The organism is Pengzhenrongella frigida (assembly GCF_004168625.1).
Lineage (GTDB): Bacteria > Actinomycetota > Actinomycetes > Actinomycetales > Cellulomonadaceae > Pengzhenrongella > Pengzhenrongella frigida.
This window is the reverse complement of record NZ_SDWW01000030.1, coordinates 1-22,646: the sequence shown is the minus strand read 5'-3', so window position 1 is coordinate 22,646 and position 22,646 is coordinate 1. Positions and strand designations below refer to the sequence as shown.

25 protein-coding genes and 1 pseudogene are annotated in these 22,646 nt (G+C 71.7%); 17 read left to right on the top strand and 9 right to left on the bottom strand.

Annotated elements, in window-relative coordinates; all coding sequences use genetic code 11:
* Position 1 precedes the first annotated feature (1 nt).
* Positions 2 to 2,422: a penicillin-binding protein gene (locus EUA98_RS12685; protein WP_130103061.1), complete on the bottom strand. Its 2,421-nt coding sequence runs from the start codon at positions 2,420 to 2,422 to the stop codon at positions 2 to 4.
* Between the two features lie 166 nt (positions 2,423 to 2,588).
* Here EUA98_RS12685 and EUA98_RS12680 point away from each other — a divergent pair, with 166 nt between their 5' ends.
* On the top strand, positions 2,589 to 2,924 hold the full coding sequence (locus EUA98_RS12680; RefSeq protein ID WP_207219080.1) for a WhiB family transcriptional regulator: 336 nt from the start codon (positions 2,589 to 2,591) through the stop codon (positions 2,922 to 2,924).
* A gap of 144 nt (positions 2,925 to 3,068) precedes the next feature.
* Positions 3,069 to 3,656, top strand: a complete 588-nt coding sequence (locus tag EUA98_RS12675) for a TetR/AcrR family transcriptional regulator (RefSeq protein WP_130103060.1) — start codon at positions 3,069 to 3,071, stop codon at positions 3,654 to 3,656.
* Positions 3,657 to 3,708: 52 nt separating this feature from the next.
* On the opposite strand, the gene EUA98_RS12670 is transcribed toward EUA98_RS12675, so the two are convergent.
* Positions 3,709 to 4,404: an ABC transporter ATP-binding protein gene (locus tag EUA98_RS12670; protein ID WP_130103059.1), complete on the bottom strand. Its 696-nt coding sequence runs from the start codon at positions 4,402 to 4,404 to the stop codon at positions 3,709 to 3,711.
* Entirely contained in the window at positions 4,401 to 5,531 is a 1,131-nt protein-coding gene (locus tag EUA98_RS12665; protein WP_207219079.1) for an ABC transporter permease, read from the bottom strand. The genes EUA98_RS12670 and EUA98_RS12665 overlap by 4 nt, the downstream gene beginning before the upstream one ends.
* A gap of 146 nt (positions 5,532 to 5,677) precedes the next feature.
* Here EUA98_RS12665 and sp36 point away from each other — a divergent pair, with 146 nt between their 5' ends.
* Positions 5,678 to 5,836, top strand: coding sequence for a Sp36 family protein (gene sp36, locus EUA98_RS12660; protein WP_130103058.1), 159 nt, complete (start codon positions 5,678 to 5,680; stop codon positions 5,834 to 5,836).
* Positions 5,836 to 6,306 carry a RidA family protein gene (locus EUA98_RS12655; protein WP_130103057.1) on the top strand — a complete coding sequence of 157 codons (471 nt, stop codon included), beginning with the start codon at positions 5,836 to 5,838 and terminating at the stop codon, positions 6,304 to 6,306. The genes sp36 and EUA98_RS12655 overlap by 1 nt, the downstream gene beginning before the upstream one ends.
* 90 nt (positions 6,307 to 6,396) lie before the next feature.
* Here the strand turns inward: EUA98_RS12655 and EUA98_RS12650 are convergent, their stop codons facing one another.
* Complete coding sequence (locus tag EUA98_RS12650; RefSeq protein ID WP_130103056.1) at positions 6,397 to 7,074, bottom strand: Crp/Fnr family transcriptional regulator; 678 nt, start codon at positions 7,072 to 7,074, stop codon at positions 6,397 to 6,399.
* A 61-nt stretch (positions 7,075 to 7,135) separates the two neighbouring features.
* On the bottom strand, positions 7,136 to 7,510 hold the full coding sequence (locus tag EUA98_RS12645; RefSeq protein WP_130103055.1) for a hypothetical protein: 375 nt from the start codon (positions 7,508 to 7,510) through the stop codon (positions 7,136 to 7,138).
* Positions 7,511 to 7,697: 187 nt separating this feature from the next.
* On the opposite strand from EUA98_RS12645, the gene nth reads away from it, so the two are divergent.
* Both nth and EUA98_RS12635 read left to right on the top strand, forming a co-directional pair.
* The gene (gene nth, locus EUA98_RS12640; RefSeq protein ID WP_130103054.1) at positions 7,698 to 8,405 is read left to right on the top strand and encodes an endonuclease III; all 708 of its coding nucleotides are present in this window, start codon (positions 7,698 to 7,700) and stop codon (positions 8,403 to 8,405) included.
* 135 nt (positions 8,406 to 8,540) lie between these two features.
* Positions 8,541 to 10,124, top strand: coding sequence for a methyl-accepting chemotaxis protein (locus EUA98_RS12635; RefSeq protein WP_242511465.1), 1,584 nt, complete (start codon positions 8,541 to 8,543; stop codon positions 10,122 to 10,124).
* A 21-nt stretch (positions 10,125 to 10,145) separates the two neighbouring features.
* Here EUA98_RS12635 and EUA98_RS12630 read toward each other — a convergent pair whose 3' ends face one another.
* Both EUA98_RS12630 and EUA98_RS12625 read right to left on the bottom strand, forming a co-directional pair.
* Positions 10,146 to 11,072, bottom strand: a complete 927-nt coding sequence (locus EUA98_RS12630) for an alpha/beta fold hydrolase (RefSeq protein ID WP_130103052.1) — start codon at positions 11,070 to 11,072, stop codon at positions 10,146 to 10,148.
* 40 nt (positions 11,073 to 11,112) lie between these two features.
* Positions 11,113 to 11,847, bottom strand: a complete 735-nt coding sequence (locus EUA98_RS12625; RefSeq protein ID WP_130103051.1) for a response regulator transcription factor — start codon at positions 11,845 to 11,847, stop codon at positions 11,113 to 11,115.
* A 160-nt stretch (positions 11,848 to 12,007) separates the two neighbouring features.
* On the opposite strand from EUA98_RS12625, the gene EUA98_RS12620 reads away from it, so the two are divergent.
* On the top strand, positions 12,008 to 12,742 hold the full coding sequence (locus EUA98_RS12620) for a hypothetical protein (RefSeq protein ID WP_130103050.1): 735 nt from the start codon (positions 12,008 to 12,010) through the stop codon (positions 12,740 to 12,742).
* Positions 12,743 to 12,780: 38 nt separating this feature from the next.
* Here the strand turns inward: EUA98_RS12620 and EUA98_RS12615 are convergent, their stop codons facing one another.
* The gene (locus EUA98_RS12615) at positions 12,781 to 13,152 is read right to left on the bottom strand and encodes a DsrE family protein (protein ID WP_130103049.1); all 372 of its coding nucleotides are present in this window, start codon (positions 13,150 to 13,152) and stop codon (positions 12,781 to 12,783) included.
* A 213-nt stretch (positions 13,153 to 13,365) separates the two neighbouring features.
* On the opposite strand from EUA98_RS12615, the gene EUA98_RS12610 reads away from it, so the two are divergent.
* The 10 genes from EUA98_RS12610 (at position 13,366) to EUA98_RS12565 (ending at position 22,080) form a co-directional block, all read left to right on the top strand.
* Positions 13,366 to 13,986 carry a heme-binding beta-barrel domain-containing protein gene (locus tag EUA98_RS12610; protein WP_130103048.1) on the top strand — a complete coding sequence of 207 codons (621 nt, stop codon included), beginning with the start codon at positions 13,366 to 13,368 and terminating at the stop codon, positions 13,984 to 13,986.
* Positions 13,983 to 15,146: a CAF17-like 4Fe-4S cluster assembly/insertion protein YgfZ gene (ygfZ, locus tag EUA98_RS12605; protein WP_242511464.1), complete on the top strand. Its 1,164-nt coding sequence runs from the start codon at positions 13,983 to 13,985 to the stop codon at positions 15,144 to 15,146. The genes EUA98_RS12610 and ygfZ overlap by 4 nt, the downstream gene beginning before the upstream one ends.
* A complete protein-coding gene (locus tag EUA98_RS12600) occupies positions 15,143 to 16,252 on the top strand; it encodes an FUSC family protein (protein ID WP_130103047.1) in 1,110 nt (369 codons plus the stop codon). Before ygfZ ends, EUA98_RS12600 begins: the two co-directional genes overlap by 4 nt.
* A 54-nt stretch (positions 16,253 to 16,306) precedes the next feature.
* On the top strand, positions 16,307 to 16,567 hold the full coding sequence (locus EUA98_RS12595) for a type II toxin-antitoxin system Phd/YefM family antitoxin (RefSeq protein ID WP_130103046.1): 261 nt from the start codon (positions 16,307 to 16,309) through the stop codon (positions 16,565 to 16,567).
* 14 nt (positions 16,568 to 16,581) lie between these two features.
* Entirely contained in the window at positions 16,582 to 17,001 is a 420-nt protein-coding gene (locus EUA98_RS12590; RefSeq protein WP_130103045.1) for a type II toxin-antitoxin system VapC family toxin, read from the top strand.
* 33 nt (positions 17,002 to 17,034) lie between these two features.
* A complete protein-coding gene (locus EUA98_RS12585; protein ID WP_130103044.1) occupies positions 17,035 to 17,382 on the top strand; it encodes a DUF2516 family protein in 348 nt (115 codons plus the stop codon).
* The gene (locus EUA98_RS12580) at positions 17,379 to 18,362 is read left to right on the top strand and encodes an asparaginase (protein ID WP_130103043.1); all 984 of its coding nucleotides are present in this window, start codon (positions 17,379 to 17,381) and stop codon (positions 18,360 to 18,362) included. Before EUA98_RS12585 ends, EUA98_RS12580 begins: the two co-directional genes overlap by 4 nt.
* Positions 18,363 to 18,387: 25 nt before the next feature.
* On the top strand, positions 18,388 to 18,813 hold the full coding sequence (dtd, locus tag EUA98_RS12575; RefSeq protein ID WP_130103042.1) for a D-aminoacyl-tRNA deacylase: 426 nt from the start codon (positions 18,388 to 18,390) through the stop codon (positions 18,811 to 18,813).
* Positions 18,810 to 19,388, top strand: coding sequence for an O-acetyl-ADP-ribose deacetylase (locus tag EUA98_RS12570; protein ID WP_130103041.1), 579 nt, complete (start codon positions 18,810 to 18,812; stop codon positions 19,386 to 19,388). Before dtd ends, EUA98_RS12570 begins: the two co-directional genes overlap by 4 nt.
* 124 nt (positions 19,389 to 19,512) lie before the next feature.
* On the top strand, positions 19,513 to 22,080 hold the full coding sequence (locus EUA98_RS12565; RefSeq protein ID WP_130103040.1) for an ATP-dependent Clp protease ATP-binding subunit: 2,568 nt from the start codon (positions 19,513 to 19,515) through the stop codon (positions 22,078 to 22,080).
* A gap of 278 nt (positions 22,081 to 22,358) precedes the next feature.
* Here the strand turns inward: EUA98_RS12565 and EUA98_RS19775 are convergent.
* Positions 22,359 to 22,646, bottom strand: a pseudogene (locus EUA98_RS19775) (HNH endonuclease); the annotation flags it as partial.

Sequence of the window (22,646 nt, the reverse complement as noted above, 5' to 3'; positions counted from 1 at the left end):
CTCAGCCGTCCTTCTTGGGGTCTTTGCCGTTGTTGCCCTGCGTGTTGGGATCGGCAGCGGGGTCGGCCGGAGCGGCCGCCGGCGGCTGGCCGTTCGAGAGCACGAGCGTCACCACCGAGCCCTTGGCCACCCGGGCGCCGGAGCCCGGCGTCGTGGAGGCCACGGTGCCGGCGGGTGCGGTCGACGGAACCTGGTCGGGGGAGGTGTTGACGTTGAAGCCAGCGTTGCGCAGGATCGCCCGCGCGTCCGCCTCGGACTTGCCGGCCACGTTCGGGATTCCGACCTTGACGCCGTCGACCTCGTTGGTGCCCGCGGCGGGGAAGTCCACGACGGGCATGCCCTCGCTCGCGGCATTCATGAACCGCTTCCAGGTCGGACCGGCGAGGGTGGAGCCGTAGGCGTTTCGGATGTACGTGCCGTTGACGGTCATGTTCTGGACCGGGATGAGCCCCTCGGCGAAGCCGACCCAGACGGCCGTGGCGAGCTGCGGGGTGTAGCCGACGAACCAGGTGTGCTCGTTGTGCGAGCTGGTACCGGTCTTGCCCGCGGAGGGCCGGTCGAGGGCGCCGACGTCCTTGCCCGTGCCCTCGAACACGTGGCTCAGGCCGGAGGTGACGGCCGCCGCGATGCGCGGTTCGAGCGCCTCGCGGCAGTTGCTCGCGGGGACCGGAAGCTCGGCTCCGGTCGTGTCGACCACCTTGATGATCGCGATCGGTTCGCAGAAGGTGCCGTTCGCCGCGAACGAGGCGAACGCAGCGGCCATGGTGAGCGGCGCGATCGAGTCGCTCCCGATCACGTTGGCGGGATAGGCCTTGTAGTCCGTGCCGTCAGGGCTGTGGACCCCGAGGGACTTCGCGGTCGTGAAGATCGCGCACAGGTCGACCTCGCTCGCCATCTTGATGTACGCGGAGTTGACGGACTTCTTCGTGGCCTCGACCACGGTCATCACGCCCTTGCCGCCCTCAGCATTGCCGAACGGGTACGTGCCGACGAACTTGTTCGGGCACGACGGCGAGTTGAACTCGCTCATCGGGTAGCTCATCTTCGTCGCGTCGATGACCTCGTTGAGGCTGTGGCCCTCTTTCAGCCACTGCACCAGCGTGAACGGCTTGAACGTCGAGCCGGGCGGAAATCCCTTCGACGAGCCGTACGCACTGTCGGTGTTGTAGTTGACCGACGTCTCTCGCGGCCCGGCGGAGGTGGTGGGGTTGAAGATCCGGTTCTGGGCCATCGCGACGATCTTGCCGGTGCCGGGCTCGACCACGGAGATCGCGGAGGCGACCCCGGACGGGTCCTCGACCGGGATGCCGGCCTTGACCTGGTCGTCCGCGATCTGCTGCATCCGCGGGTCGAGGGTCGTGGTGATGGTCAGGCCGCCGCGGTAGAGCAGCTTCTGGCGCGCTTCGGCATCGGTGCCGAACGCGGCGTCGCTGGCGATCACCTTGGTGACGTAGTCGCAGAAGAAGCCCGAGCTGGCGACGGCGTTCGCGGCCATGCACCCGAGGCCCGTGGCCTGGATGTTGAGGTAGCCGCCGTCGGCCACGTTGGCGACCGGCACGAGGATGCCGGCGTCGTACTCGGCCTGGGTGATGATCTTCTGGCCCAGCATGAGCCCGAGGACGACGTTCCGGCGGCCCTGGGAGAGCTCCGGGTTGACGACCGGGTCGTAGCGGGTCGGGCTCTTGGTGACCGCGGCGAGGGTGGCGGCCTCGAGGTAGTTGAGGTCCGCGGCGGACTTGGTGAAGTAGAGCTGGGCGGCGGCCTCGACCCCGTAGACCGAGGCGCCGAACTGCGCGATGTTCAGGTAGCGCCCGAGGATCTCGTCCTTGGTGTACTTCTGCTCGAGCGCGATGGCGAGCTTCGCCTCGCGCAGCTTGCGGCTGATCCCGGCGGTGCTGTCGGTCTCGCGGGCCGCCTCGACCCCCGCGGCGTCGTCGTTGCGCGCGGCGGCCTCGATGAGCACGTTCTTCACGTACTGCTGGGTGAGGGTGGAGGCCCCTTCGAGCTCGTCGGTCAGGGTGTTCTTCGCGGCCGCGCGGAGCATGCCGGTCGGGTCGATGCCACCGTGCTCGTAGAAGCGCTTGTCCTCCGTGGCCACGACGGCGGCCTGCATCACGGGTGCGATCCGGTCGAGCGGGACCACGTTGCGGTTCTCGTCGTAGAACGTCGCCAGCACCGTGACGCCGTCGTTGGCGAGCACCGTCGACTTCTGCGACAGCGGCAGCTCCTCGAGCACCGTCGGCAGGTCGGTGAAGACCTCCGTGGTGGCGTCGGCGAACACGCTCGCGCCCGCGACGGCGGGCATCACGAGGCCGGCCGTCAGCACTCCGCCGATGCCGGCGATGAGCAAGAACGCGATGAGGAGAGCGAGCGCTTGGACCAGGTTGACCTGGCGGCCACGAGCACGGGCAGGAGAAACCATGGTTCCTAGAGTACGGGAGGGGGTACGCCCGGTATCCGGAACTCCCCTGGAGCGGCGGCAGGGCGTCACAGCGCGGGCCGGGACCGGGTGGCGATTCACCCAAACGGGACACGATCGCCCATTTGGCGTACCAATCTTCGAGTAGGTCTAGCGTCCAGGCCGACTGATGGGGGATCATAAGGCGTTCACGGGGGCAAAGGGGGCCGATGTGCGTGCAGTGTTGCAGGACAAAAATTGGACAGCGAGTGGCGCGTGTTTGAATCTCGCGCCGGATGAGCTGTTCGTGCAGGGGGCTGCGCAGCGCTCGGCACGGGCAGTATGCATGGGATGCAAGGTGCGGCTCGAGTGTCTCTCGGACGCCCTCGACAACCGCGTCGAGTTCGGCGTGTGGGGCGGGATGACCGAACGGGAACGACGCGCACTGCTGCGGCGTCGTCCCGACATCGAGTCGTGGTACGACCTGCTCATCGTTGCCGGCGAACCGGCGGATCCACCCCACTAGATGTAGTGACCTGACGCGGTCGATGGGGCGTTGGCCGTCGACGGGACGGGCGCGGCGGCGGTGTGGCATCCTGCGCAGGCGCCCGTTCGGGTGCGCTGTGCGGTCCCGCGAGGCCGCCGCTCCCGTCGACTGAGAAGGTGGATCGTGCCCCGGATCGATGCCCCGACCGTGGCCCAGCACAGGGCCGCGCGGGAGCATGCGCTGCTGGAGGCGGCCCGAGGTCTGCTCACGGCGCGGCCGGACAAGATGCCGTCTCTCGCCGAGGTCGGTGCGCTGGCCGGGCTCTCTCGGTCGAGCGTGTACCAGTACTACACGTCGCGCGAGGACCTGCTGGCAGGAGTCGTCGCGGACTCGTTCCCGCGATGGCAGCAGCGCCTTGACGCCGCGGCGGCCTCGGCAGACGGACCCCGTGCCCGGGTGCTGGCGTTCCTGCGGGCCAACTTGGAGCTCGTGGCAGACGGCGAGCACGCCCTGGCCCGCACGCTCGCGGTCGTGGCTCCCACGGAGGACCTGGCCCGGCGGTCGCACGAGTTCCACGACCGGCTCCTGCTGCCCGTGGTCGACGCCCTCGTCGAGATCGGCGTTCCGGACCCGGAGACCACGAGCGAGCTGATCAACGCCCTTGTGCACGCTGCGTCGCGCCGGGTGGAGCAGGACGGCGACCTGGAGCGGGCCTATGCCGCGGCCGCGTCCCTCCTGGACGCATACCTGCGGGCGGTCGAGCGCGGCTGACGCCGCCAAGGTCCGGCGCTCGGCCTACGCCGAGCGCCGGACGGTGCGCGACTCAGAGCGGACGGAGTCGGCCGTCGATCATCTCGAGGACACGGTCGCAGTGCTCGAGCACGTCGTGGTCGTGCGTGACCATGACGGTCGCCACGGAGAACTCGTGCGTCTGGAAGGCGAGCACCTCGACGATCTCGTGGCTGCGACGCCGGTCCAGGGCCGCCGTCGGCTCGTCGACCAGGAGCACCGACGGGGAGGCGACCAGGGCCCGGGCGATCCCGACCCGCTGACGCTCGCCACCGGACAGGCGCCCCGGCCGACGGCCGGCGTGCTGGTCCATCCCGACGGCCCGGAGAAGCTCCTCCGGCGGCGTGGTCGCGCGCCGACCCGTGATCTTCTCGACCAGGCGGAGCTGGTCGAGTGCTGTGAGCGCAGGGACGAGGTTCCCGGACTGGAACACGAAGCCGAGATGGTCGCGTCGGAACGCCGCCAGTGCTCGCGACGACAACCCGATCAAGTCGGTGTCGACCACGACGACCGACCCGGACGTGGGCCGGGCCAGGCCGCCCGCGACGGCGAGCAGGCTGGACTTGCCGGCGCCGGAGGGCCCGACGATCGCGATCAGCTCGCCCGGGACGACGGTGAGGTCGACGTGGTCGAGGGCGGTGACCTGGTCGTCACCGTCGCCGAAGGTCAGGGTGACGTCGGTGAGCTTCAGGCCGGTGCGAGTGCGGGTGCTCGGTGCGGTGGTGGTCATCGGTTCTCTCCCAGCGCGGTCACAGGGTCGATGGAGGCGATGCGAGCGGTTGCGACGGCGGCACCGGCCAGGCCGAGCCCGAGCAGCAGCGCCCCGCCGGCCAGGATGGGACCAGTTGCCAGGGCGAACGGGATGCCGGTGCCCTGCAGAAGACCGCCGAAGGCGAGGCCGACGCCCATGCCCACTGCCAGGGCGCCCACCAGCAGGATCGCGGCCTGAAGCACGCCATCCGTGAGCAGGAAGCGCGTCGAGGCTCCCATGGCGCGCATCACGGCGAGCTCTCGGGTCCGTTGGACCGTCCAGAGGGTGAAGAACGCTCCCACGACGAGCGCGGAGATGGCGTACAGGAAGGCCTTGATCAGCTGCATGGTCATGAGCTCGGCCGCATAGCCGGGCGACGAGTCGAACGCGGCCTTGATGGTGCGCGCGGACGTGTGCGCCGCGGTGTCACCCGCGGCGAGGTCCGGGGTCCGGCCGTCGATCCCACGCAGGGCCACGACGCTCGCGACGTCGTACGCCTCAGGGCTGGGCTGCTCGCCGGCCATTGCTCCGGCGTGCACCTCCTGCCACGTGGTCAGGGGGATGAACGCGACGTCGACGTGGCCGAAGGTCCGCTGATCGGCGGTGAAGCCGACCACCGTGAGCGTGGTCCCGAGGCGGCTCAGAGTGATGACATCGCCGAGCGCGACACCCTCGTCACGCGCGGACGAGCTGAGCACGGCTTCGCCGGGGCCGGCGATCTCGCGGCCTTGAGCCGCTGCCGGTGTCACGAACCCGTCGGGCTCGACGCCGAACAACGTGAGGTCCAGGGGGCTCCCGTCGCCGTTCTTGGCGTTGACGATCGAGGTGCCGAGTAGCTCGGCGTCGGCGACGTCGCCCTGAGCCGCCCAGGTGTCCGACTGGGCCCTGGTCACCTCGGAGCGGGTGAATGCCGAGTCGGTCTTCGTTCCCTCGGAGAACGCGACAGCGCCGATCGGGCTGCGCATGAGGCCGGAGACACCGTCGACGACGAGCCCGGAGGACAGGCCGGAGAGCAGCACCATCAGCACGGCGATCATGGCGATGACGGCGGCCATCAGGCCGAAGCGGGTGCGCGCGAAGGCAAGTTCGCGCAGTGCAAGAAACACGGGGGACCTCCAGGGCCGAGGGAGCCACGCCTTTTCCCGACGTGATGTCGATATCTTACCGACATGATGTCGACATCCGGGACCGGTCCATCGGCGCCCGGCTCTAGAGGCGTGCTCACGTGGCCGAGGGACTTAGGCTGCACTCCATGGCGACCACGTGGGAGTACGCGACCGTTCCGCTCATCATTCATGCGACCAAGGCGATCCTGGATCAGTGGGGCTCCGACGGGTGGGAGCTCGTCCAGGTGATCCAAGGACCGGATTCGGGCCTGGTGGCCTACCTCAAACGCGCGAAGACCTCCTGATGGGGGTTGTCGCGGACCGGCTCGCCGAGCTCGGGCTGACGCTGCCTGCGGTGGCGGCGCCGGTGGCGACGTACGTACCGGCGGTGAAGTCGGGCAACTACGTCTACACCTCGGGCCAGCTGCCCTTCGTCGACGGCGTGCTGCCGGCAACGGGCAAGGTGGGCGACGGTCCAGGCCTCGTGCCGCAGGCGGTCGCCGCGGGCCTCGCCCGCACGGCCACGCTGAACGCGCTGGCCGCCGTCGGCGCGCTGATCGGTGACCTCGACAAGATCAGCCGAGTCGTCAAGGTGACCGGCTTCGTCGCGAGCGACCCGTCGTTCACCGGGCAGCCGAAGGTGATCAACGGCGCGAGCGACCTGCTCGGCGAGATCTTCGGCGACGGGGGCGTCCACGCGCGCAGCGCCGTCGGCGTCGCCGTCCTGCCGTTGGACTCCCCGGTGGAGCTCGAGCTCCTGGTGGAGCTGCACTGACCGACTCGACCTCGAACGACCAAGGCCCGAGCGGCGACCTCCCCGTGGGACGTCACCGCTCGGGCCTTCGTCGTTGAGCGGGCTTGCGGGCTAGCGGGCTCGGCGTTCCAGGCGGTCGACGTCGAGCAGGACGACCGCGCGACCCTCCCGGCGAACCCAGCCGCGGGCGGCGAAGTCGGCGAGGGCCTTGTTGACCGTCTCGCGGCTCGCCCCGACGAGCTGCGCGAGCTCCTCCTGCGTGAGGTCGTGCGCGACGCGCAGGCCGTCCTCGACCGGCTCACCGAACCGGGTCGACAGGTCGAGCAGCGCCTTGGCCACCCGGCCCGGCACGTCGGAGAACACCAGGTCGGCCAGCGCCTCGTTGGTCCGGCGCAGCCGTCGGGCCAGCGCCTGCAGGAGGTGCTTGGCGACCGCCGGGTTCGTGGCGAGCCACGCGATGAGGTCTTGGTGACCGAGCTCCTGCACGCGGGCGTCGGCCACGACGGTCGCGGTCGCGGTCCGCGGGCCCGGGTCGAACAGGGAGAGCTCCCCGAACATCTCCCCGGGGCCGAGCACCGCGAGCAGGTTCTCGCGCCCGTCGTTCGATCGCCGACCGAGCTTGATCTTGCCTCGCTCGATCACATAGAGCCGATCCCCGCGCTCGCCTTCGTGGAAGAGCACCTCGCCGCGTGCGGCGTCGAGAGGCGTCAGGGACGCCTGCAGGACCTGCGTCTGGTCTGGATCCATGTCGGCGAACAGCGGGGCCGAGAGCACAACGTCGTCGTCCACGTTTGTCCTTACCGTCGTACCGCCTGTCACGTCTGGCTGACAGTCTGCCCCATCGCCGGGGTCACCAGTTTTCGCGCGTGGCCTTCAGATGGTCGGCCGAGGTCGCGGCGAGCTGCCGGATGTACTCGGTGGTCGCGCTGTCGAGGGCCTGGCTGACCGTGCTCTCATAGCTCGCCAGACGCCGGTCGAGCGCGCGCAGGTCGCCCAGGCGGTCCAGCTCACCCGTCGGCCGGCCCGCCAGGACGGCGTCGGTCAGCTCGAGGTCGTCGGGCAGGTCTCGCTCGATGTCGACCGGCAGCACCCCGAGGCGGTCCTGGCCGAGGGCTTCGGGCAGCGCCGCCGACGCGACGGCGAGGTCGATGCGTGCGCGCAGCAGTCGGCGCCAGTGCACGATCCGGGACCGCTCGACGCGCAGCGCCCGTCGCGAGGAGCGCACGTCCGACGGGGCCAGTTCCTGTGTCTGAGCCGGTCGGTGCACAGTCGTCCTCCGTCGGGTTCATCGCGCTGGATGCGAGGCGGTGAGTGCTGCCGCCACTTTCACTTTTGTCGGCCCGGACGCCCGGCGACTTGAGCGGGCGCCGTCGGGATCACCCAAGGGGAGCAACGGACGTAGGCTGCGCGCCGTGGCAACCACCGGCCGACCCTCCGAGACGCACCTCGCCCTCGTGCGGCGCGCGCGCCGGATCAACCGCGAGCTGGCCCTGCGGTACCCGGAGGCGCACTGCGAGCTGGACTTCTCCTCCCCGCTCGAGCTGCTCGTCGCGACCGTCCTCTCGGCGCAGTGCACCGACAAGCGGGTCAACCTGGTGACCCCGGCCCTGTTCGCCCGCTACCCCGACGCCCGCAGCTATGCGGCGGCCGACCGCGGCGAGCTGGAGGACCTGATCCGGTCGACCGGGTTCTTCCGGGCCAAGTCCGAGTCGCTGCTCGGGATCGGGCGCGCGCTCACCGAACGGTACGACGGCGTGGTGCCTGCCCGGCTCGACGATCTCGTCACGCTGCCGGGCGTCGGGCGCAAGACGGCGAACGTCGTGCTCGGCAACGCGTTCGACATCCCGGGGCTGACGATCGACACCCACGTCGGCCGGCTGGCGCGTCGCCTCGGCTGGACGGACAACGACGACCCGGTCAAGGTCGAGCGCGACCTCGCCGAGCTCATCGAGCGCCGGGAATGGACCCCGCTGTCGCACCGGCTGATCTTCCACGGCCGGCGCATCTGCTTCTCGCGCAACCCCGCGTGCGGCGCGTGCCCGATCGCGAACCTGTGCCCGTCGTTCGGCATCGGGGAGAGCAACCCCGAGCGCGCCGCGGCGATGGTCAAGCCGGACTGATCGCCCGACGACGATTGCCCGACGGCGATCGCCCTTCGGGTGTGTCGAAGGTCTCATCTTCGTGTTCTGGTTGCCGATCTGTTGAGCAATTCGAGATCCGCAGGGGCTCACAGAGAGAACACGAAGATGCGCAGCATGTCGCTCAGGGACCGTCCCGTCGGCTTCAAGATCGGCTTCGTGGTGGCGGCGTTGTTGTCGCTGTCGCTCGGCCTGACGGTGCTCTCGGTCGTTCGGCTCGGACTCCTGCAAGACGACATCCGCGTCATCAACGACGAGGCGCTCGAGACCACCGTGCTGGCGGACCATCTCGTGAGCGACCTCCTCACCGAGCGGGTGCTCGTGCTCGCCCACGCGGGGAGCGTCGACCGCCCGACCAAGGACAAGTACGGTGCCTCGATCACGGCCGCGCGGGTGACCACCGACGCGGATCTCGAGGGCTACGCGGCCGCCGCACCGGCGGGCAGCGAGGAAGTCGTCGAGTCGCTCCGGGCGCACCTCGCCGAGTACCGGTCCGTCATCGACGACGCGTACATCCCCGCGAGCCTCGCCGGGGACGTCGCCCTGGTCCAGAACCTCCGGGACACCCAGGCCGCCCCGGTCATCGCGGAGATGACGGAGATCCTCGCCGAGGTCACCCAGGAGGAGGCATCCCGTGCAGCCGACCTCGTCGCCGATGCCGACGCCCTGGTCGCCTCGACCCGCACCATCTCCCTCATCGCGGTGGCCGTGGGGTCGCTGCTCGGCCTGCTGCTGGGCATCGCCGTCACCCGCATGATCACCCGCCCGATGAAGGCCGTCGGCGTCGTCGTCGAGGCGCTGGCGACGGGTGACCTCACCCGCCGGTCGGGGCTCGCCTCGAAGGATGAGATCGGCGTCATGGCCGCTGGGCTGGACCACGCGCTGGTCGCCCTGTGCGGCACGCTGACCGAGATCGGCGAGACCGCGCACACGGTGGCGGCCGCGGCCGAGGAGCTGTCGGCGGCGAACACCCAGGTCTCGGCGGGGTCGGAGGAGACCAGCGCTCAGGCCGGAGTCGTCGCGGCGGCCTCCGAGCAGGTCAGCCGGAACGTGCAGACGGTCGCGGCGGGCGCCGAGGAGATGGGCGCCTCGATCCGCGAGATCGCCCAGAACGCCAACGAGGCCGCCAAGGTCGCCAGCACCGCGACGGGCGTCGCAGCGTCCACCACCGACCTGATCACCCGGCTGGGAGTGTCCTCGGGCGAGATCGGCAACGTCGTCAAGGCGATCACGTCCATCGCCGAACAGACCAACCTGCTGGCCCTGAACGCCACCATCGAGGCCGCCCGCGCCGGCGAGGCCGGCAAGGGGTTCGCCGTCGTGGCCGGCGAGGTCAAGGAGCTCGCCCGGGAGACCGCCCGCGCCACCGAGGAGATCACCCGCCGGGTCGACGCGATCCAGGTCGACACGTCCGGCGCGGTGGTGGCCATCGGCGAGATCAGCGCGATCATCGCCTCGATCAACGACTACCAGCTGACCATCGCGAGCGCCGTCGAGGAGCAGACCGCCACCACCAACGAGATGTCCCGGTCGGTCACCGAGGCCGCCACGGGTTCGGGGGAGATCGCGGAGAACATCGCCGGCGTGGCCAGCGGTGCCGCCAGCTCCAGCGAGGTCCTCGGTCAGATGGGCGCCTCGGTCAACGAGCTCGCCCGGCTGTCGGCCGACCTGCGCGAACGTCTGGAGGCCTTCACCTACTGACGCGGACCTACTGGCGCGGACTCAGGTCGGCGCGACCTCCGCGAGCCAGGAGCGCAGGATCGCGGTGACCCGGACCGGCGCTTCCTCGGGCAGGAAGTGCCCCGCTCCGGGGACGAGCTGGAACCGATGCTGCGACCCGGCGAGCTCGATGTCGGAACCCCGCAGCGCGGCGCGCGAGGCCGGCAGGCAGCGGTCGTCCTCGCCGTGCAGCTGCAGGGTCGGGATCTCGGCGGGCGTCCGCATGGCCGCGAGGTACCGGCGACCGTCGGGGCGCGGTGTCGAGCGCACGAGCCAACGCATCTGCTCCATCGCGCTGTGCGCTGCGAACGGGACCCGGGCCGCGGAGCGGTAGGTGCCGAGCGTCTCGGGGTCCAGCCACCCCGGCGCGCCCCACTCGCGCAGCACCCGCGCGACCAGGTCGGAGCGGGTCAGCGCACGCTCGGGCAGGTACGGCAGCTGGAAGAAGGCGAGGTGCCGTGCGGCCGCCGGGCGCATGCAGCCGCCCAGGCCGGTGTGCATCTGCAGCGGGTGCGGGGCGGACACGGCGGCGATCGCCTGGGTGACCCCCGGCTGGAGCACGGGCATCGACCACGCGACGGCGCCGCCGAGCCCCTGCCCGACGACGACGGCACGGTCGGCCCCGAGGGAGCGGATCAGGCCGGCGACGTCCCGGGACAGCGTCGGCACGTCGTAGCCCTGCGGGGGCTTGTCGGACGCGCCGGTGCCGCGCAGGTCCATCGCCGCGACGCGGTAGCCGGCGTCGGCCAGCGCCTCGATCTGGTGGCGCCAGGCCCACCAGAACTGGGGGAACCCGTGCAGCAGCACGACCAGGGGAGCGTCGCGGTCGTCCGGACCCGCGATCGCGACATGGAACCGCGCGGCGTTGGCCGGGACGAACTGGTGTCGCCAAGGCCCAGCCATCAGGACGGTGCTCGAGTCGACGTTCATTGGGGCGAACCTACCGGGTCGGGCGCAGCGAGGTGTGACCTCAGGAGACCGCACCCAGACCGGGCCCGCCCGCGACCGACTCCAGCGCTGCCTCGCGGCGCTCCTTCGGCGGGTCGAACCGGTAACCCACGTTGCGCACCGTGCCGATCAGCTGCTCGTGCTCGGAACCGAGCTTCGCGCGCAGCCGCCGGACGTGCACGTCGACGGTGCGCGTGCCCCCGTAGTAGTCGTACCCCCAGACCTCCTGCAGCAGCTGGGCGCGCGTGAACACGCGCCCCGGGTGCTGCACGAGGTACTTGATGAGCTCGAACTCCTTGTACGTGAGGTCCAGGGGCCGGCCGCGCACGCGAGCGCTGTAGCCGCCCGCGTCGATGGTGAGCTCGCCTGCGGAGATCTCTTGCGGGCCGCTCTCGAAGCCGGCCGACGCGGAACGCTCCATCGCGAGCCGGAACCGCGCCTCGACCTCGGCCGGTGAGGCGGTCTCGAGCAGGAGGTCGTCCACGCCCCAGTCCGCCTTCACCACGGTGAGCCCGCCCTCGGTCAGCACGAGCACCAGGGGGACGTCGAGCCCGGTCGCCCGGAGCAACCGGCAGGTGGTGCGGGCCGCGACGAGGTCGCGGCGCGCGTCGAGCAGCACGATGTCGGAGTCGGGCGCGTCGACGAGTGCAGACGGCTCGATGGGCAGCACGCGGATGCGGTGCGACAGCAGACCCAGTGCGGGAAGGACCTGAGCCGAGCCGCCCGCCGTGGCCGTGAGAAGCAGAAGATCTGCCACCAGGGGTCCCCCTCGGGGTCAATAAGGTTGCGAGTTTACCGCCCGGGCAGGCCCGGCACGGCCGGACGGGCTGATCTGAGAGACTCATGCCCGTGCTTTGCCCCCAACCCCACCTCCCGACCTCGGTGGACTGTGCCCCGGACGCGGCGGTGGGGCACTGATGGACGTCTCGTCCCGCGCTGTGGCGACGGCCGCCGTCGCTGCCGTCGTCGCTGCCACCGCCTTCGTCGGCGAGCTGCCGCTGATCCTGTTCGCGGGGGTGCTCGTCGTCGCGGTCGCCGTCGGGTGGCCGTCCCTGGTCTCCCTGCCCGTGCGGCTCGGCCCGTCCCTCGTCATCGGCCTCGGCGGGATCGGCGCGGTGGCGGCCATCGCGGTCACCGAGGGTGAACCGTTCCTGCGCGAGCTGCCGCTCGTGTTCGCGCTGGCGATCGTGCTGTCGTTCGTCCACGAGCTGACCCGGCGCGACGGTCGGGAGCGGCTCGTGGAGTCGGTCTCCGGTGTCGTGGCGGGCGTGATCATCGCGGCCTCGGCCGCCGGCTGGATCGCGGCGGGCCGGACCACCGGCGGCGTCGACCTGGTCGTGACCGGCGCCGTCGCGCTCGCGGTCGGGTCCGCCGTCTCGGCGCTCCCGGTCGCCGGGTGGGCGGGTGCGTTCGCCACCCTGGCGGCCGCGGCGGGCGCTGGCGCTGGTGCAGGTCTGCTCGTGCCGGGGATCGAACCCCAGGTCGGAGCCCTGATCGGGCTCGCGGTGGGCATCCTGCTCGCGGCCCTGCTCGAGCTCTTCGACGGGCTGGAGTCGCTGCGCGGGCGCTGGGCGTCCATCGCCGCGATAGTGCTGCCGGTCACGGTGACAGGCATCCTGGTCTACGTCGTGGGCCGGGTCCTGGTCGGCTGATCGGTCGCCAGACCCGTCGGCGTCGCAGACCCGTCGGCTCAGTAGACGAGGGCCTGCGCGCCGGGGGCCAGGATCTCCTCGACGAAAGTGGCCGCACCCGCGATGCGCACCCCCGGCACGACGTCGTCGGCCGTGATGTCCCGTCGGACCGCGCACTGCGTGCAGACGGTGACGGTCCCCGCCGCCAGCACGGCTGCGAGCAGCTCGTCCAGGGGAGCGGCATGGGCGAGCTCGAGGGCGCCGGCCCGGCCCGGGAGCGCGAGCCAGGACGCCTCGCCGGTGAGCCACAGGCTCACGTCGGCTCCGGCCGCGACGGCGGTCGCCGCGACGGTGAACGCCTGGTTGCATGCTTCGAGGCGATCGGCGCCGGCGGTCGTCTTGATGACAAGAGATCGTGAGGAAGTGGTCATCGCGTCAGCGTAGAGTCCGCCTCTCGATAGGATCACGTCCATGGATTTCCTCGAGTTCTTCTTCATCGGACTACTCGTGCTGGCGACGCTCGCGATCGGCGGGATCGCCGGTCTGGTCGTTCTCCGGCTCTACAAGGGTCAGCGCTGACCTCCGCCGCCTGACCGTCCGACGTGCGATCTGCGCGAAATGCTCGGACAGATAGAGGTTCCGCCATGCCGTTCGACCTTCCCGACGGTCTCGCCCCCGAGGTGTACCCGCTCGCGTGGCTGGTAGGCCACTGGCGCGGCGAGGGAGTCGTCGGCTACCCCGGGATCGAGGAGGCGGCGTTCGTCCAGGACGTCCACATCGACCACGACGGGGGCCCGTACCTGCGGTACACCTCGACGATGCGGCTCGTCGTCGTCCCCGACAATCCCGCCGAGCTCATCGACGCGGCGCTCCTCGACGACGCCGCTCGCGTGGCCATCGACGGCTCCGGCAGCGACCACCTCGAGGTGGAGGCGGGGCCGGTCTGGTCGACCGAGTCGGGGTACTGGCGCATCGCGCCCGAACGGCCCGTCGAGCTCCCCGAGGACCAGTTCCCGGTCGAGCTGCTGCTCAGCGACCCCGCCGGACACCTCGCGCTGTACCTCGGCGTCGTCGGCAGCGGCCGGATCGAGCTGGCGAGCGACCTGGTCGCGAGCACGTCCACCGCGGTCGAGGTCGCCGCCGGGACGCGCCTGTACGGCCTCGTGCAGGGGGATCTCATGTGGGCCTGGGACCTGGCCGCGTTCGGCCAGCCCCTGCAGACCTACGCGTCCGCGCGGCTCGCCCGCGTGGAGGCCGACAGATGACGGACGCGCAGATGACGGACGCGCCCGACCCGACGCCCCCGCCCGTCGCGCCGAGCCCGTTGCTCTCCCGTCACGGTGCGGTCCGCGGTTCCGGGCCCGACGCCGGCGTCGCCTGGCACTACGGCGACCCGACGGCCGAGCAGCGCGCGCTGCGCGCGGGGGGCGCCGTCGTCGACCTGTCCCACTACGGCGTCGTGCGCGTCGCCGGCCCCGACCGCCTCACGTGGCTGAACTCGATCACGTCCCAGGACCTGACGACGCTCGCGCCCGCCACCTCCACCGAGCTGCTCGTGCTCAGCCCGCAGGGCCACATCGAGCACGCAGCCGGGGTCGTCGACGACGGCGCGGCCACCTGGCTGATCACCGAGGGTGACCACGCGCCGACGCTGACGGCGTGGCTGGACAAGATGAAGTTCTCGCTCCGGGTCGAGATCACGGATGCGACCGCCGACTGGGCCGTGCTCGGCGAGCCGGTCGACGCCGAGGGTGGGCCCGGTGAGCCCGTCACCTGGCGCGACCCGTGGCCGCGCACCCTGCCGGGCGGGACCCGCTACGGGCCCGACGACGCCGAGCACCCCGGCGCCGATCGGCCGTGGCGACTGGTCCTCGTCCCCCGATCGGGGCTCGAGGCCGCGGTCGTCGAGCGGGAGGCGGCCGGCTGGCGGCTGGCCGGGACCTGGGCGAGCGAGGCGGCCCGGGTCGAGGCCTGGCGCCCGCGGCTCGGGTTCGACGTCGATCACCGGTCGATCCCGCACGAGCTGGACTGGCTGCGCACCGCGGTGCACATGCACAAGGGGTGCTACCGCGGCCAGGAGTCCGTGGCCCGCGTGCACAACATGGGTCGACCGCCGCGGCGGCTGGTCATGCTGCACCTCGACGGGTCGGGGCATCTGCTGCCGCTTCCCGGCGCCGAGGTCAGTGCCGGGGAACGCGTGGTCGGTGCCGTGACCTCGGTGGCCCGCCATCATGAGATGGGACCGATCGCGCTCGCCGTGATCAAGCGCAGCGTGCCGGAGGATCTCGATCTCCAGGTCGCCTGCGAGGGTGGCGCGGTCGCGGCCGGGCAGGAAGTGATCGTGGCGGGCGAAGGGGTCTCGGTGGACCGACCCACGCCGCGCGGGCCGGTCGCGCGCGGGCTGGGTCACCACCCGAGCCTGTGACCTCGACCGCACGGACGGCGTCGGACCGGGCTCGCGTCGTCGTCGCCGCCCGCGCCCGGCAGGGCTGGGCGCGGGTGCGCACCTCGTTCGTGCCGGTGCTCCAGGCGAGTGTCGCGGCCGGCGTCTCGTTCGGGATCGCCCGCTACGCCCTCGGTCACGACTACCCCTTCTTCGCGCCCGTCTCGGCCTGGGTCGCGCTCGGGTTCAGTGCCGACCGGCAGGTGCGTCGGGTCGCCGAGCTCGCGATCGGGGTCGCGCTCGGGGTCGCCGCCGGAGACCTGTTCGTGCACCTGATGGGCTCCGGCTGGTGGCAGATCGCCGTCGTGCTCGCCGTGGCCGGGCTGGTCGGGCGGTTCATCGACCGCGGTGCTCTGCTGACCACCCAGGCCGGGGTGCAGGCGATCGTCATCGTCGGCCTGCCCGCCGCCGTGCTGACCGACGGACCGGTCGGCCGGTGGACCGACGCGCTCGTGGGGGGCGGGGTCGCACTGCTCGTCGCCACCCTCGGCTCGACCGACCCACGCCGCCGACCGCGGGAGGCAGCGCGCTCCGCGATGCACGAGATGGCCGCGATGCTGCGCAGCCTGGCCGGCGGGCTGCGGTCCGACGACCCGGGCGGGGCCGAGGACTCCCTCGTGCGGGGTCGGGCGGCCGAACCGGCGTTCGCCGACTGGCGGACGAACGCGGCCAGCGCTCGCGACATCGCGCGGGTCTCGCCCGGGTGGGTCCGGTACCGCGCCGAGCTGACCGCCCTGCAGGAGGCCGGCGCCAAGGCCGACCACGCGATGCGCAACGCCCGCGTCCTCGCCCGGCGCGCGATCGCCGTGCTCGGGACCGGGCGCGAGCTCGGGCCGCTGGCCGACCTGGTCGACGATCTGGCGGACGCGTCGGTGGAGATCGCGGTGTCGTTCGGCACCGACCGGTCCCTCGACCGCGCCCGCGCGGACCTGCTCACGATCGCGGCGCGGACCGACCCGTTCGCACTGGCCCCCGAGGACTGGCAGGCGCAGAGCCTGGTCCTCCTTCTGCGCTCGCTCGTGGTCGACCTGCTGGAGGTCGCCGGCGTCGCCCCCGAGGCCGCCCGGGAGAACCTGCCCGAGTTCTGACGTCCCCGCGGCAGGCGTACAGCGCGTTTTCGCGCTCCTGTACGTTGCTCTGTCATGGAGGTCTCCGTGAGCGCCCTGCGCGCCGAGCTGAAGCAATGGATCGACGCCGCCCGTTCGGGGCAGGACGTCGTGATCACCGATCGTGGGGTTCCGGTGGCCCGTCTGTCCCCGATCGCCTCGACGGATCTGCTCACGCGGCTCCAGCGCGAGGGTGTGATCGGGCCCCCGGCTGCCGTGCGCCCGGCCGCGGAGGCGCATGACCGCAACCGTCCCGCGCAGGCCCTGTCGGGGCTCGCCCGCCGCCTGCGCCGCTGAGCAGCGCCCGCGACATGGCTCTCGTCTACTTCCACCCGGGTGCGCTCGTCCGGCTGTGCATGCCCGCGGCCGGCTCCGACGTGGCCGCCGCACTGTGGGACGGCGCGGACACGGTGATCACCTCGCGGCTGGCCGACGTCGAGGTCCGCACGGTCCTCGCGGGCGGGCTGCGGATCGGCAAGATCGACGACGCCGCCTTCCAGCGCGCGCACCGGCGCTGGGCCCGGCTGTGGCGCGGGCTGTGGACGGTCGAGCTGGGCGACGACCTGATGGAGCGCGCCGCCGAGCTGTCGGAGTCGCACCCGCTGCGGGCCACCGACACCGTGCACCTCGCCAGCGCCCTCGCGCTGCGCAGCCCCGACCTCGCGGTGCTCAGCTGGGACGCGCCGTTCACCGAGGCCGCCCGTGCCGAGGGGCTTCTCGTCGTGCCGTGACGGTTCGGCCACGCATCTCGTAGGCTCTCCAGGGTGATCCGATCCCTGCAGATCCTCGTCTACTTCGCGCTCTACTTCACCGTCTTCGTCTTCGCGGCGTGGGCGCTGGTGGACGCACTGACCCGCCCCGCGGGTGCGTTCGTCAGCGCCGGCAAGCGGACCAAGAACTTCTGGCTCGCCGTCACGGGTGCGGCGACCGCGGTCGCGTTCGTCGCCATCCCCGCCCCGATCGGGCTGGGCGCGTTCTCGTTCCTGGCCCTCGCGGCCGCAGTCGGCGGGATCGTCTACCTCGTCGACGTGCGTCCGGCGGTGCGCCCGTACTCGGGTCGACGCGGGCGTGGACAGGGCGGCGGCGGCAAGTCGCCGCGCGGCGGCTGGTGAGCCAATCCTCGACGCAGACGGCCGCGCCGCTCGCGCACGTCGTGCGCGGCGACCTGCTCGAGTCGGTGCACTCCGGTCACCTCGTGGTGCTCGCCCCCGACGGGTCGGTGCGGTTCGCGCTCGGTGACCCGGACACGGTGATCTGGGCCCGGTCCTCGCTGAAACCGTTGCAGGGGGCCGCGATGGTGCGCGCGGGCCTCGAGCTCGAGGGGGCGCCCCTGGCCCTGGCCTGCGCGAGCCATTCGGGCGAGCCCGTGCACCTCGCCGGTGTGCGCGCGATCCTCGCGGGCGCCGGCCGGACCGAGGCGGACCTGCAGAACACCCCGGACCTGCCCCTCGGCCCGGCCGCGGCGCTCGCGTGGCAGCTCGCCGGGGGCCATGCGTGCCCGCTCACCCAGAACTGCTCGGGCAAGCATGCGGCCATGCTCGCCACCTGCGTGGCGGCGGGCTGGGGCCTGGCCGACTACCTCGCCGTCGGGCACCCGCTGCAGCTGGCGGTCCGGGACGAGATCGAGCTGCTCACCGGTGTGCCGGTCTCCCACGTGACCCTCGACGGCTGCGGGGCACCCCTGTTCTCCACCACCGTGCTCGGGCTCGCCCGCGCCTTCGGCCGGATCGCCGCGGCGCCGCGCCGCGAGCCCGGCAGCCCGCACGCCCGGGTGGCCATCGCGATGAACGCGCACCCGGAGCTCGTCGGCGGAACCGGCCGCGACGCGACCCTCGCGATGGCGGCGGCGCCCGGCCTGGTCGCCAAGGACGGGGCCGACGGCGTCTACGCGGCCGGGCTGGCCGACGGCGGTTCCCTCGCCTTCAAGGTGCTCGACGGCGCCGACCGGCCGCGACCGGCCGTCCTCGCCGCAGCGCTGGCGATCGCGGGCCTCGACTCGGAGGCGATCCGCGAGCTCGGCCGCACGCCTGTCCTCGGTCACGGTCGCCCGGTCGGCGCGATCACCGCCACGTTCGGCCCCACCCCCGCATGACGAGCCCCCGCGTGGTCGGTGCGGCGTGAGGGCTGTCGTGCAGCGCGTGACGCGGGCGTCGGTGACCGTGGGCGGCGTCGTCGTGGGTGCGATCGACCGTCCGGGGCTGCTCGTGCTGGTCGGGGTCACGCACGACGACGGCGCGCCTCAGGTCGAGCTCGTCGCGCGCAAGATCGCCGACCTGCGGATCCTGCGTGACGAACGGTCCGCGCTCGACGCGGGGGCGCCCGTCCTCGTGGTCAGCCAGTTCACCCTGTATGCCGACACCGGCAAGGGTCGCCGCCCGACCTGGAACAAGGCCGCGCCCGGGCCGGTCGCCGAACCGATCGTGGAGAGCCTGGTGGCCGCACTGCGCATCCGAGGGCTCGACGTGACCACCGGGGCGTTCGGCGCCGACATGGCGGTCGAGCTCGTGAACGACGGGCCCGTGACGATCCTGCTGGAGGCATGAGCATGGGAGCGGTCCGGATCGAGGTCGTGCGCGGGGACCTCACGCTCGAACGGACCGACGCCATCGTCAACGCCGCGAACTCGTCGCTGCTCGGCGGCGGCGGCGTCGACGGCGCGATCCATGCCGCCGCCGGTCCGGCCCTGCTCGCCGAGTGCCGCGAGCTGCGGCGGACCACCCTGCCGGCGGGGCTCGCCGTCGGGCAGGCCGTGGCGACGGGCGCGGGCCGGCTCCCCGCCCGCTGGGTGATCCACACCGTCGGACCGAACGCGCACCGCGGCGAGACGGATCCAGCGCTGCTCGCCTCCTGCTTCACCCGGTCGCTCGACGTCGCGGCCGAGCTCGGAGCCCGCTCGGTCGCGTTCCCCGCGGTGAGCGCCGGCGTCTACGGCTGGGACGTCCGCGATGTTGCCGCGATCGCGGTGCAGGCGGTGCGCACCTGGGCCGACGGCGCGTCGTCGGGCCGGGTCACCCGTGCAGGTGTCGAGCCGGCTACCGGCCCTGACCTGGTGCGATTCGTCCTGTTCTCCGACGACGCGTTGGCCGCGTTCACGGCGGCGTGTTCGCCGCAGGCGTGACGCACAACGTCACGCCTGCGGCGAACACGGGCTGTTCCTGGCACCCGGCCCGGTTAGCCTGGAAATCACGCCGTTCCCGCCCGGATCCCAGCCCTGGCTGTACGTCGCCTCGTGAGGAGTGCACATGTTCGAAAGATTTACGGACCGAGCCCGCCGGGTAGTCGTCCTCGCGCAAGAAGAAGCGCGGATGCTCAACCACAACTACATCGGCACGGAGCACATCCTGCTCGGCCTCATCCACGAGGGCGAGGGGGTTGCCGCGAAGGCGCTCGAGTCCTTGGGGATCTCCCTCGACGGCGTGCGCTCCCAGGTCCAGGAGATCATCGGCGAGGGCCAGCAGGCCCCGTCGGGCCACATCCCCTTCACGCCGCGCGCCAAGAAGGTGCTCGAGCTGTCCCTGCGCGAGGCGCTGCAGCTCGGCCACAACTACATCGGTACCGAGCACATCCTGCTCGGCCTCATCCGCGAGGGCGAGGGCGTCGCCGCCCAGGTGCTGAACAAGCTCGGCGCCGACCTCAACCGCGTGCGCCAGCAGGTCATCCAGCTGCTCAGCGGGTACCAGGGCAAGGAGCCGGTCGCCTCCGGCGGCCCCGCCGAGGGCCAGCCCTCCGGCTCCGCCGTGCTCGACCAGTTCGGCCGGAACCTGACCCAGGCTGCCCGTGACGGCAAGCTCGACCCCGTCATCGGACGTGAGAAAGAGATCGAGCGGGTCATGCAGGTGCTGTCCAGACGCACCAAGAACAACCCGGTCCTCATCGGAGAGCCAGGCGTCGGCAAGACCGCCATCGTCGAGGGCCTGGCCCAGGACATCGTGCGCGGCGACGTGCCCGAGACCCTCAAGGACAAGCAGCTCTACACGCTCGACCTGGGCGCGCTCGTGGCCGGCAGCCGGTACCGCGGTGACTTCGAGGAGCGCCTGAAGAAGGTGCTCAAGGAGATCCGTACCCGCGGCGACATCATCTTGTTCATCGACGAGATCCACACGCTCGTCGGGGCCGGTGCCGCTGAGGGCGCGATCGACGCCGCCAGCATCCTCAAGCCGATGCTCGCGCGCGGCGAGCTCCAGACCATCGGGGCCACCACGCTCGAGGAGTACCGCAAGTACGTCGAGAAGGACGCCGCGCTCGAGCGCCGCTTCCAGCCGATCCAGGTCGCCGAGCCCACGCTCAAGCACGCGATCGAGATCCTCAAGGGGCTGCGCGACCGCTACGAGGCGCACCACCGCGTGTCGATCACGGACGGCGCCCTCGTGGCCGCCGCGACGCTCGCCGACCGGTACGTCAACGACCGGTTCCTGCCGGACAAGGCGATCGACCTCGTCGACGAGGCGGGCGCGCGCCTGCGCATCCGCCGCATGACGGCTCCGCCGGAGCTGCGCGAGCTCGACGAGCAGATCGCCGAGGCGCGTCGCGACAAGGAGTCCGCGATCGACGAGCAGGACTTCGAGAAGGCCGCTCGCCTGCGCGACAAGGAGAAGCAGCTCGGGCTGCGCCGGGTCGAGAAGGAGAAGTCCTGGAAGTCGGGCGACATGGACTCGGTCGCGGAGGTGGACGAGGACCTGATCGCCGAGGTGCTCGCGCTCGCCACCGGCATCCCGGTGTTCAAGCTCACCGAGGAGGAGAGCTCGCGGCTGCTCCACATGGAGGACGCCCTGCACAAGCGCGTCGTCGGCCAGGAGGCGGCCATCAAGTCGCTCTCCCAGGCGATCCGTCGCACCCGGGCCGGCCTCAAGGACCCGAAGCGTCCGGGTGGCTCGTTCATCTTCGCCGGGCCGACCGGCGTCGGGAAGACCGAGCTCGCCAAGGCGCTCGCGGAGTTCCTGTTCGACGACGAGAACGCGCTCATCCAGCTCGACATGAGCGAGTTCTCCGAGAAGCACACCGTCTCGCGGCTGTTCGGCTCGCCTCCCGGCTACGTCGGGTACGACGAGGGCGGTCAGCTCACCGAGAAGGTGCGCCGCAAGCCGTTCTCGGTCGTCCTGTTCGACGAGGTCGAGAAGGCGCACGCGGACATCTTCAACTCGCTGCTGCAGATCCTCGAGGACGGTCACCTGACCGACTCGCAGGGTCGGGTCGTCGACTTCAAGAACACCGTGATCATCATGACCACGAACCTCGGCACGCGGGACATCGCCAAGGGCCTGCAGACCGGATTCCAGGCCGGCGGCGACCTGTCGACGTCGTACGAGCGCATGAAGTCCAAGGTGCTCGACGAGCTCAAGCAGCACTTCCGCCCGGAGTTCCTCAACCGCGTGGACGACGTCGTGGTGTTCCCGCAGCTCTCGCAGCCCGAGATCTTCGCGATCGTCGACCTGATGATCGCCAAGCTCGCCCTGCGCCTGGCCGACAAGGACATGGCGATCGAGATCACGCCCGCAGCCAAGGCGCTGCTTGCCGAGAAGGGCTACGACCCGGTCCTCGGTGCCCGCCCGCTGCGGCGCGCGATCCAGCGTGAGATCGAGGACTCGCTCTCCGAGAAGATCCTCTTCGGTGAGATCCGCGCGGGTCAGCTGATCCTCGTGGACGCCGTCGGTGAGGGTCTGCTGGGGGAGTTCACGTTCCGCGGGGTTCCCAAGGGCGAATCCATCCCGGAGCCGGTCACCGTCGCGGCGACCGTGTCCGGCACCGACCTGCCGCCGGCGCCGCCGTCGTCCACGTCGGGCGACACGCAGACGATGCCCATCTCGGACTAGTCGGCCAACGCTGACCCAGTTCGAACCGCATGACGAGGGGCCCGGATCCACCAGGATCCGGGCCCCTCGTCGCGCTCTAGCCCGATGAGTCGGCACGACCGGGTCCTGGGGTTCGCATGGGGTGGGGGTGGCGACGAGCGCGTCCCCACGGTGTCGTGTCAGGACGTCAGGACGAGGTGGCGTCGTCGTGTCAGGACGTCAGGACGAGGTGGCGTCGCGTCGGGTGGTGATGGCCTCACGTCAGATCGGTCGCGGCGCCGGGCAGGGGCGGCGTGGCGTCAGAACGGGGGTGGGGTGTCCCAGTCGAAGTCGCGGGTCAGTGGGGGTTCGTGTCCGGGTGGTGGGTCGGGTCGGTAGGGGTAGATGTGCCCGGTGGGGGTGGTCCACGTGTAGGAACCCGGCGTCTGGGGGTCGGTGGATAGGTGCCATCGGGCGTGGGTCTTGATCAGGTGGTCGCGCCTGCATAGGGGGCCGAGGTTGGCGGCGGACGTGGCTCCGCCGGTGCCGTCGGGGTGGAACGGTTCGCGGTGGTCGAGGTCGCACCGGTCGGCGGCCACGGCGCAGAT

Coding starts and splice junctions, on each gene's coding strand:
- EUA98_RS12685 (WP_130103061.1), bottom strand. CDS start 2,422: ATGGTTTCTCCTGCCCGTGCTCGTGGCCGCCAGGTCAACCTGGTCCAA.
- EUA98_RS12680 (WP_207219080.1), top strand. CDS start 2,589: ATGGGGGATCATAAGGCGTTCACGGGGGCAAAGGGGGCCGATGTGCGT.
- EUA98_RS12670 (WP_130103059.1), bottom strand. CDS start 4,404: ATGACCACCACCGCACCGAGCACCCGCACTCGCACCGGCCTGAAGCTC.
- sp36 (WP_130103058.1), top strand. CDS start 5,678: ATGGCGACCACGTGGGAGTACGCGACCGTTCCGCTCATCATTCATGCG.
- EUA98_RS12655 (WP_130103057.1), top strand. CDS start 5,836: ATGGGGGTTGTCGCGGACCGGCTCGCCGAGCTCGGGCTGACGCTGCCT.
- EUA98_RS12635 (WP_242511465.1), top strand. CDS start 8,541: ATGTCGCTCAGGGACCGTCCCGTCGGCTTCAAGATCGGCTTCGTGGTG.
- EUA98_RS12630 (WP_130103052.1), bottom strand. CDS start 11,072: ATGAACGTCGACTCGAGCACCGTCCTGATGGCTGGGCCTTGGCGACAC.
- EUA98_RS12620 (WP_130103050.1), top strand. CDS start 12,008: ATGGACGTCTCGTCCCGCGCTGTGGCGACGGCCGCCGTCGCTGCCGTC.
- EUA98_RS12615 (WP_130103049.1), bottom strand. CDS start 13,152: ATGACCACTTCCTCACGATCTCTTGTCATCAAGACGACCGCCGGCGCC.
- EUA98_RS12610 (WP_130103048.1), top strand. CDS start 13,366: ATGCCGTTCGACCTTCCCGACGGTCTCGCCCCCGAGGTGTACCCGCTC.
- ygfZ (WP_242511464.1), top strand. CDS start 13,983: ATGACGGACGCGCAGATGACGGACGCGCCCGACCCGACGCCCCCGCCC.
- EUA98_RS12595 (WP_130103046.1), top strand. CDS start 16,307: ATGGAGGTCTCCGTGAGCGCCCTGCGCGCCGAGCTGAAGCAATGGATC.
- EUA98_RS12590 (WP_130103045.1), top strand. CDS start 16,582: ATGGCTCTCGTCTACTTCCACCCGGGTGCGCTCGTCCGGCTGTGCATG.
- EUA98_RS12570 (WP_130103041.1), top strand. CDS start 18,810: ATGAGCATGGGAGCGGTCCGGATCGAGGTCGTGCGCGGGGACCTCACG.
- EUA98_RS12565 (WP_130103040.1), top strand. CDS start 19,513: ATGTTCGAAAGATTTACGGACCGAGCCCGCCGGGTAGTCGTCCTCGCG.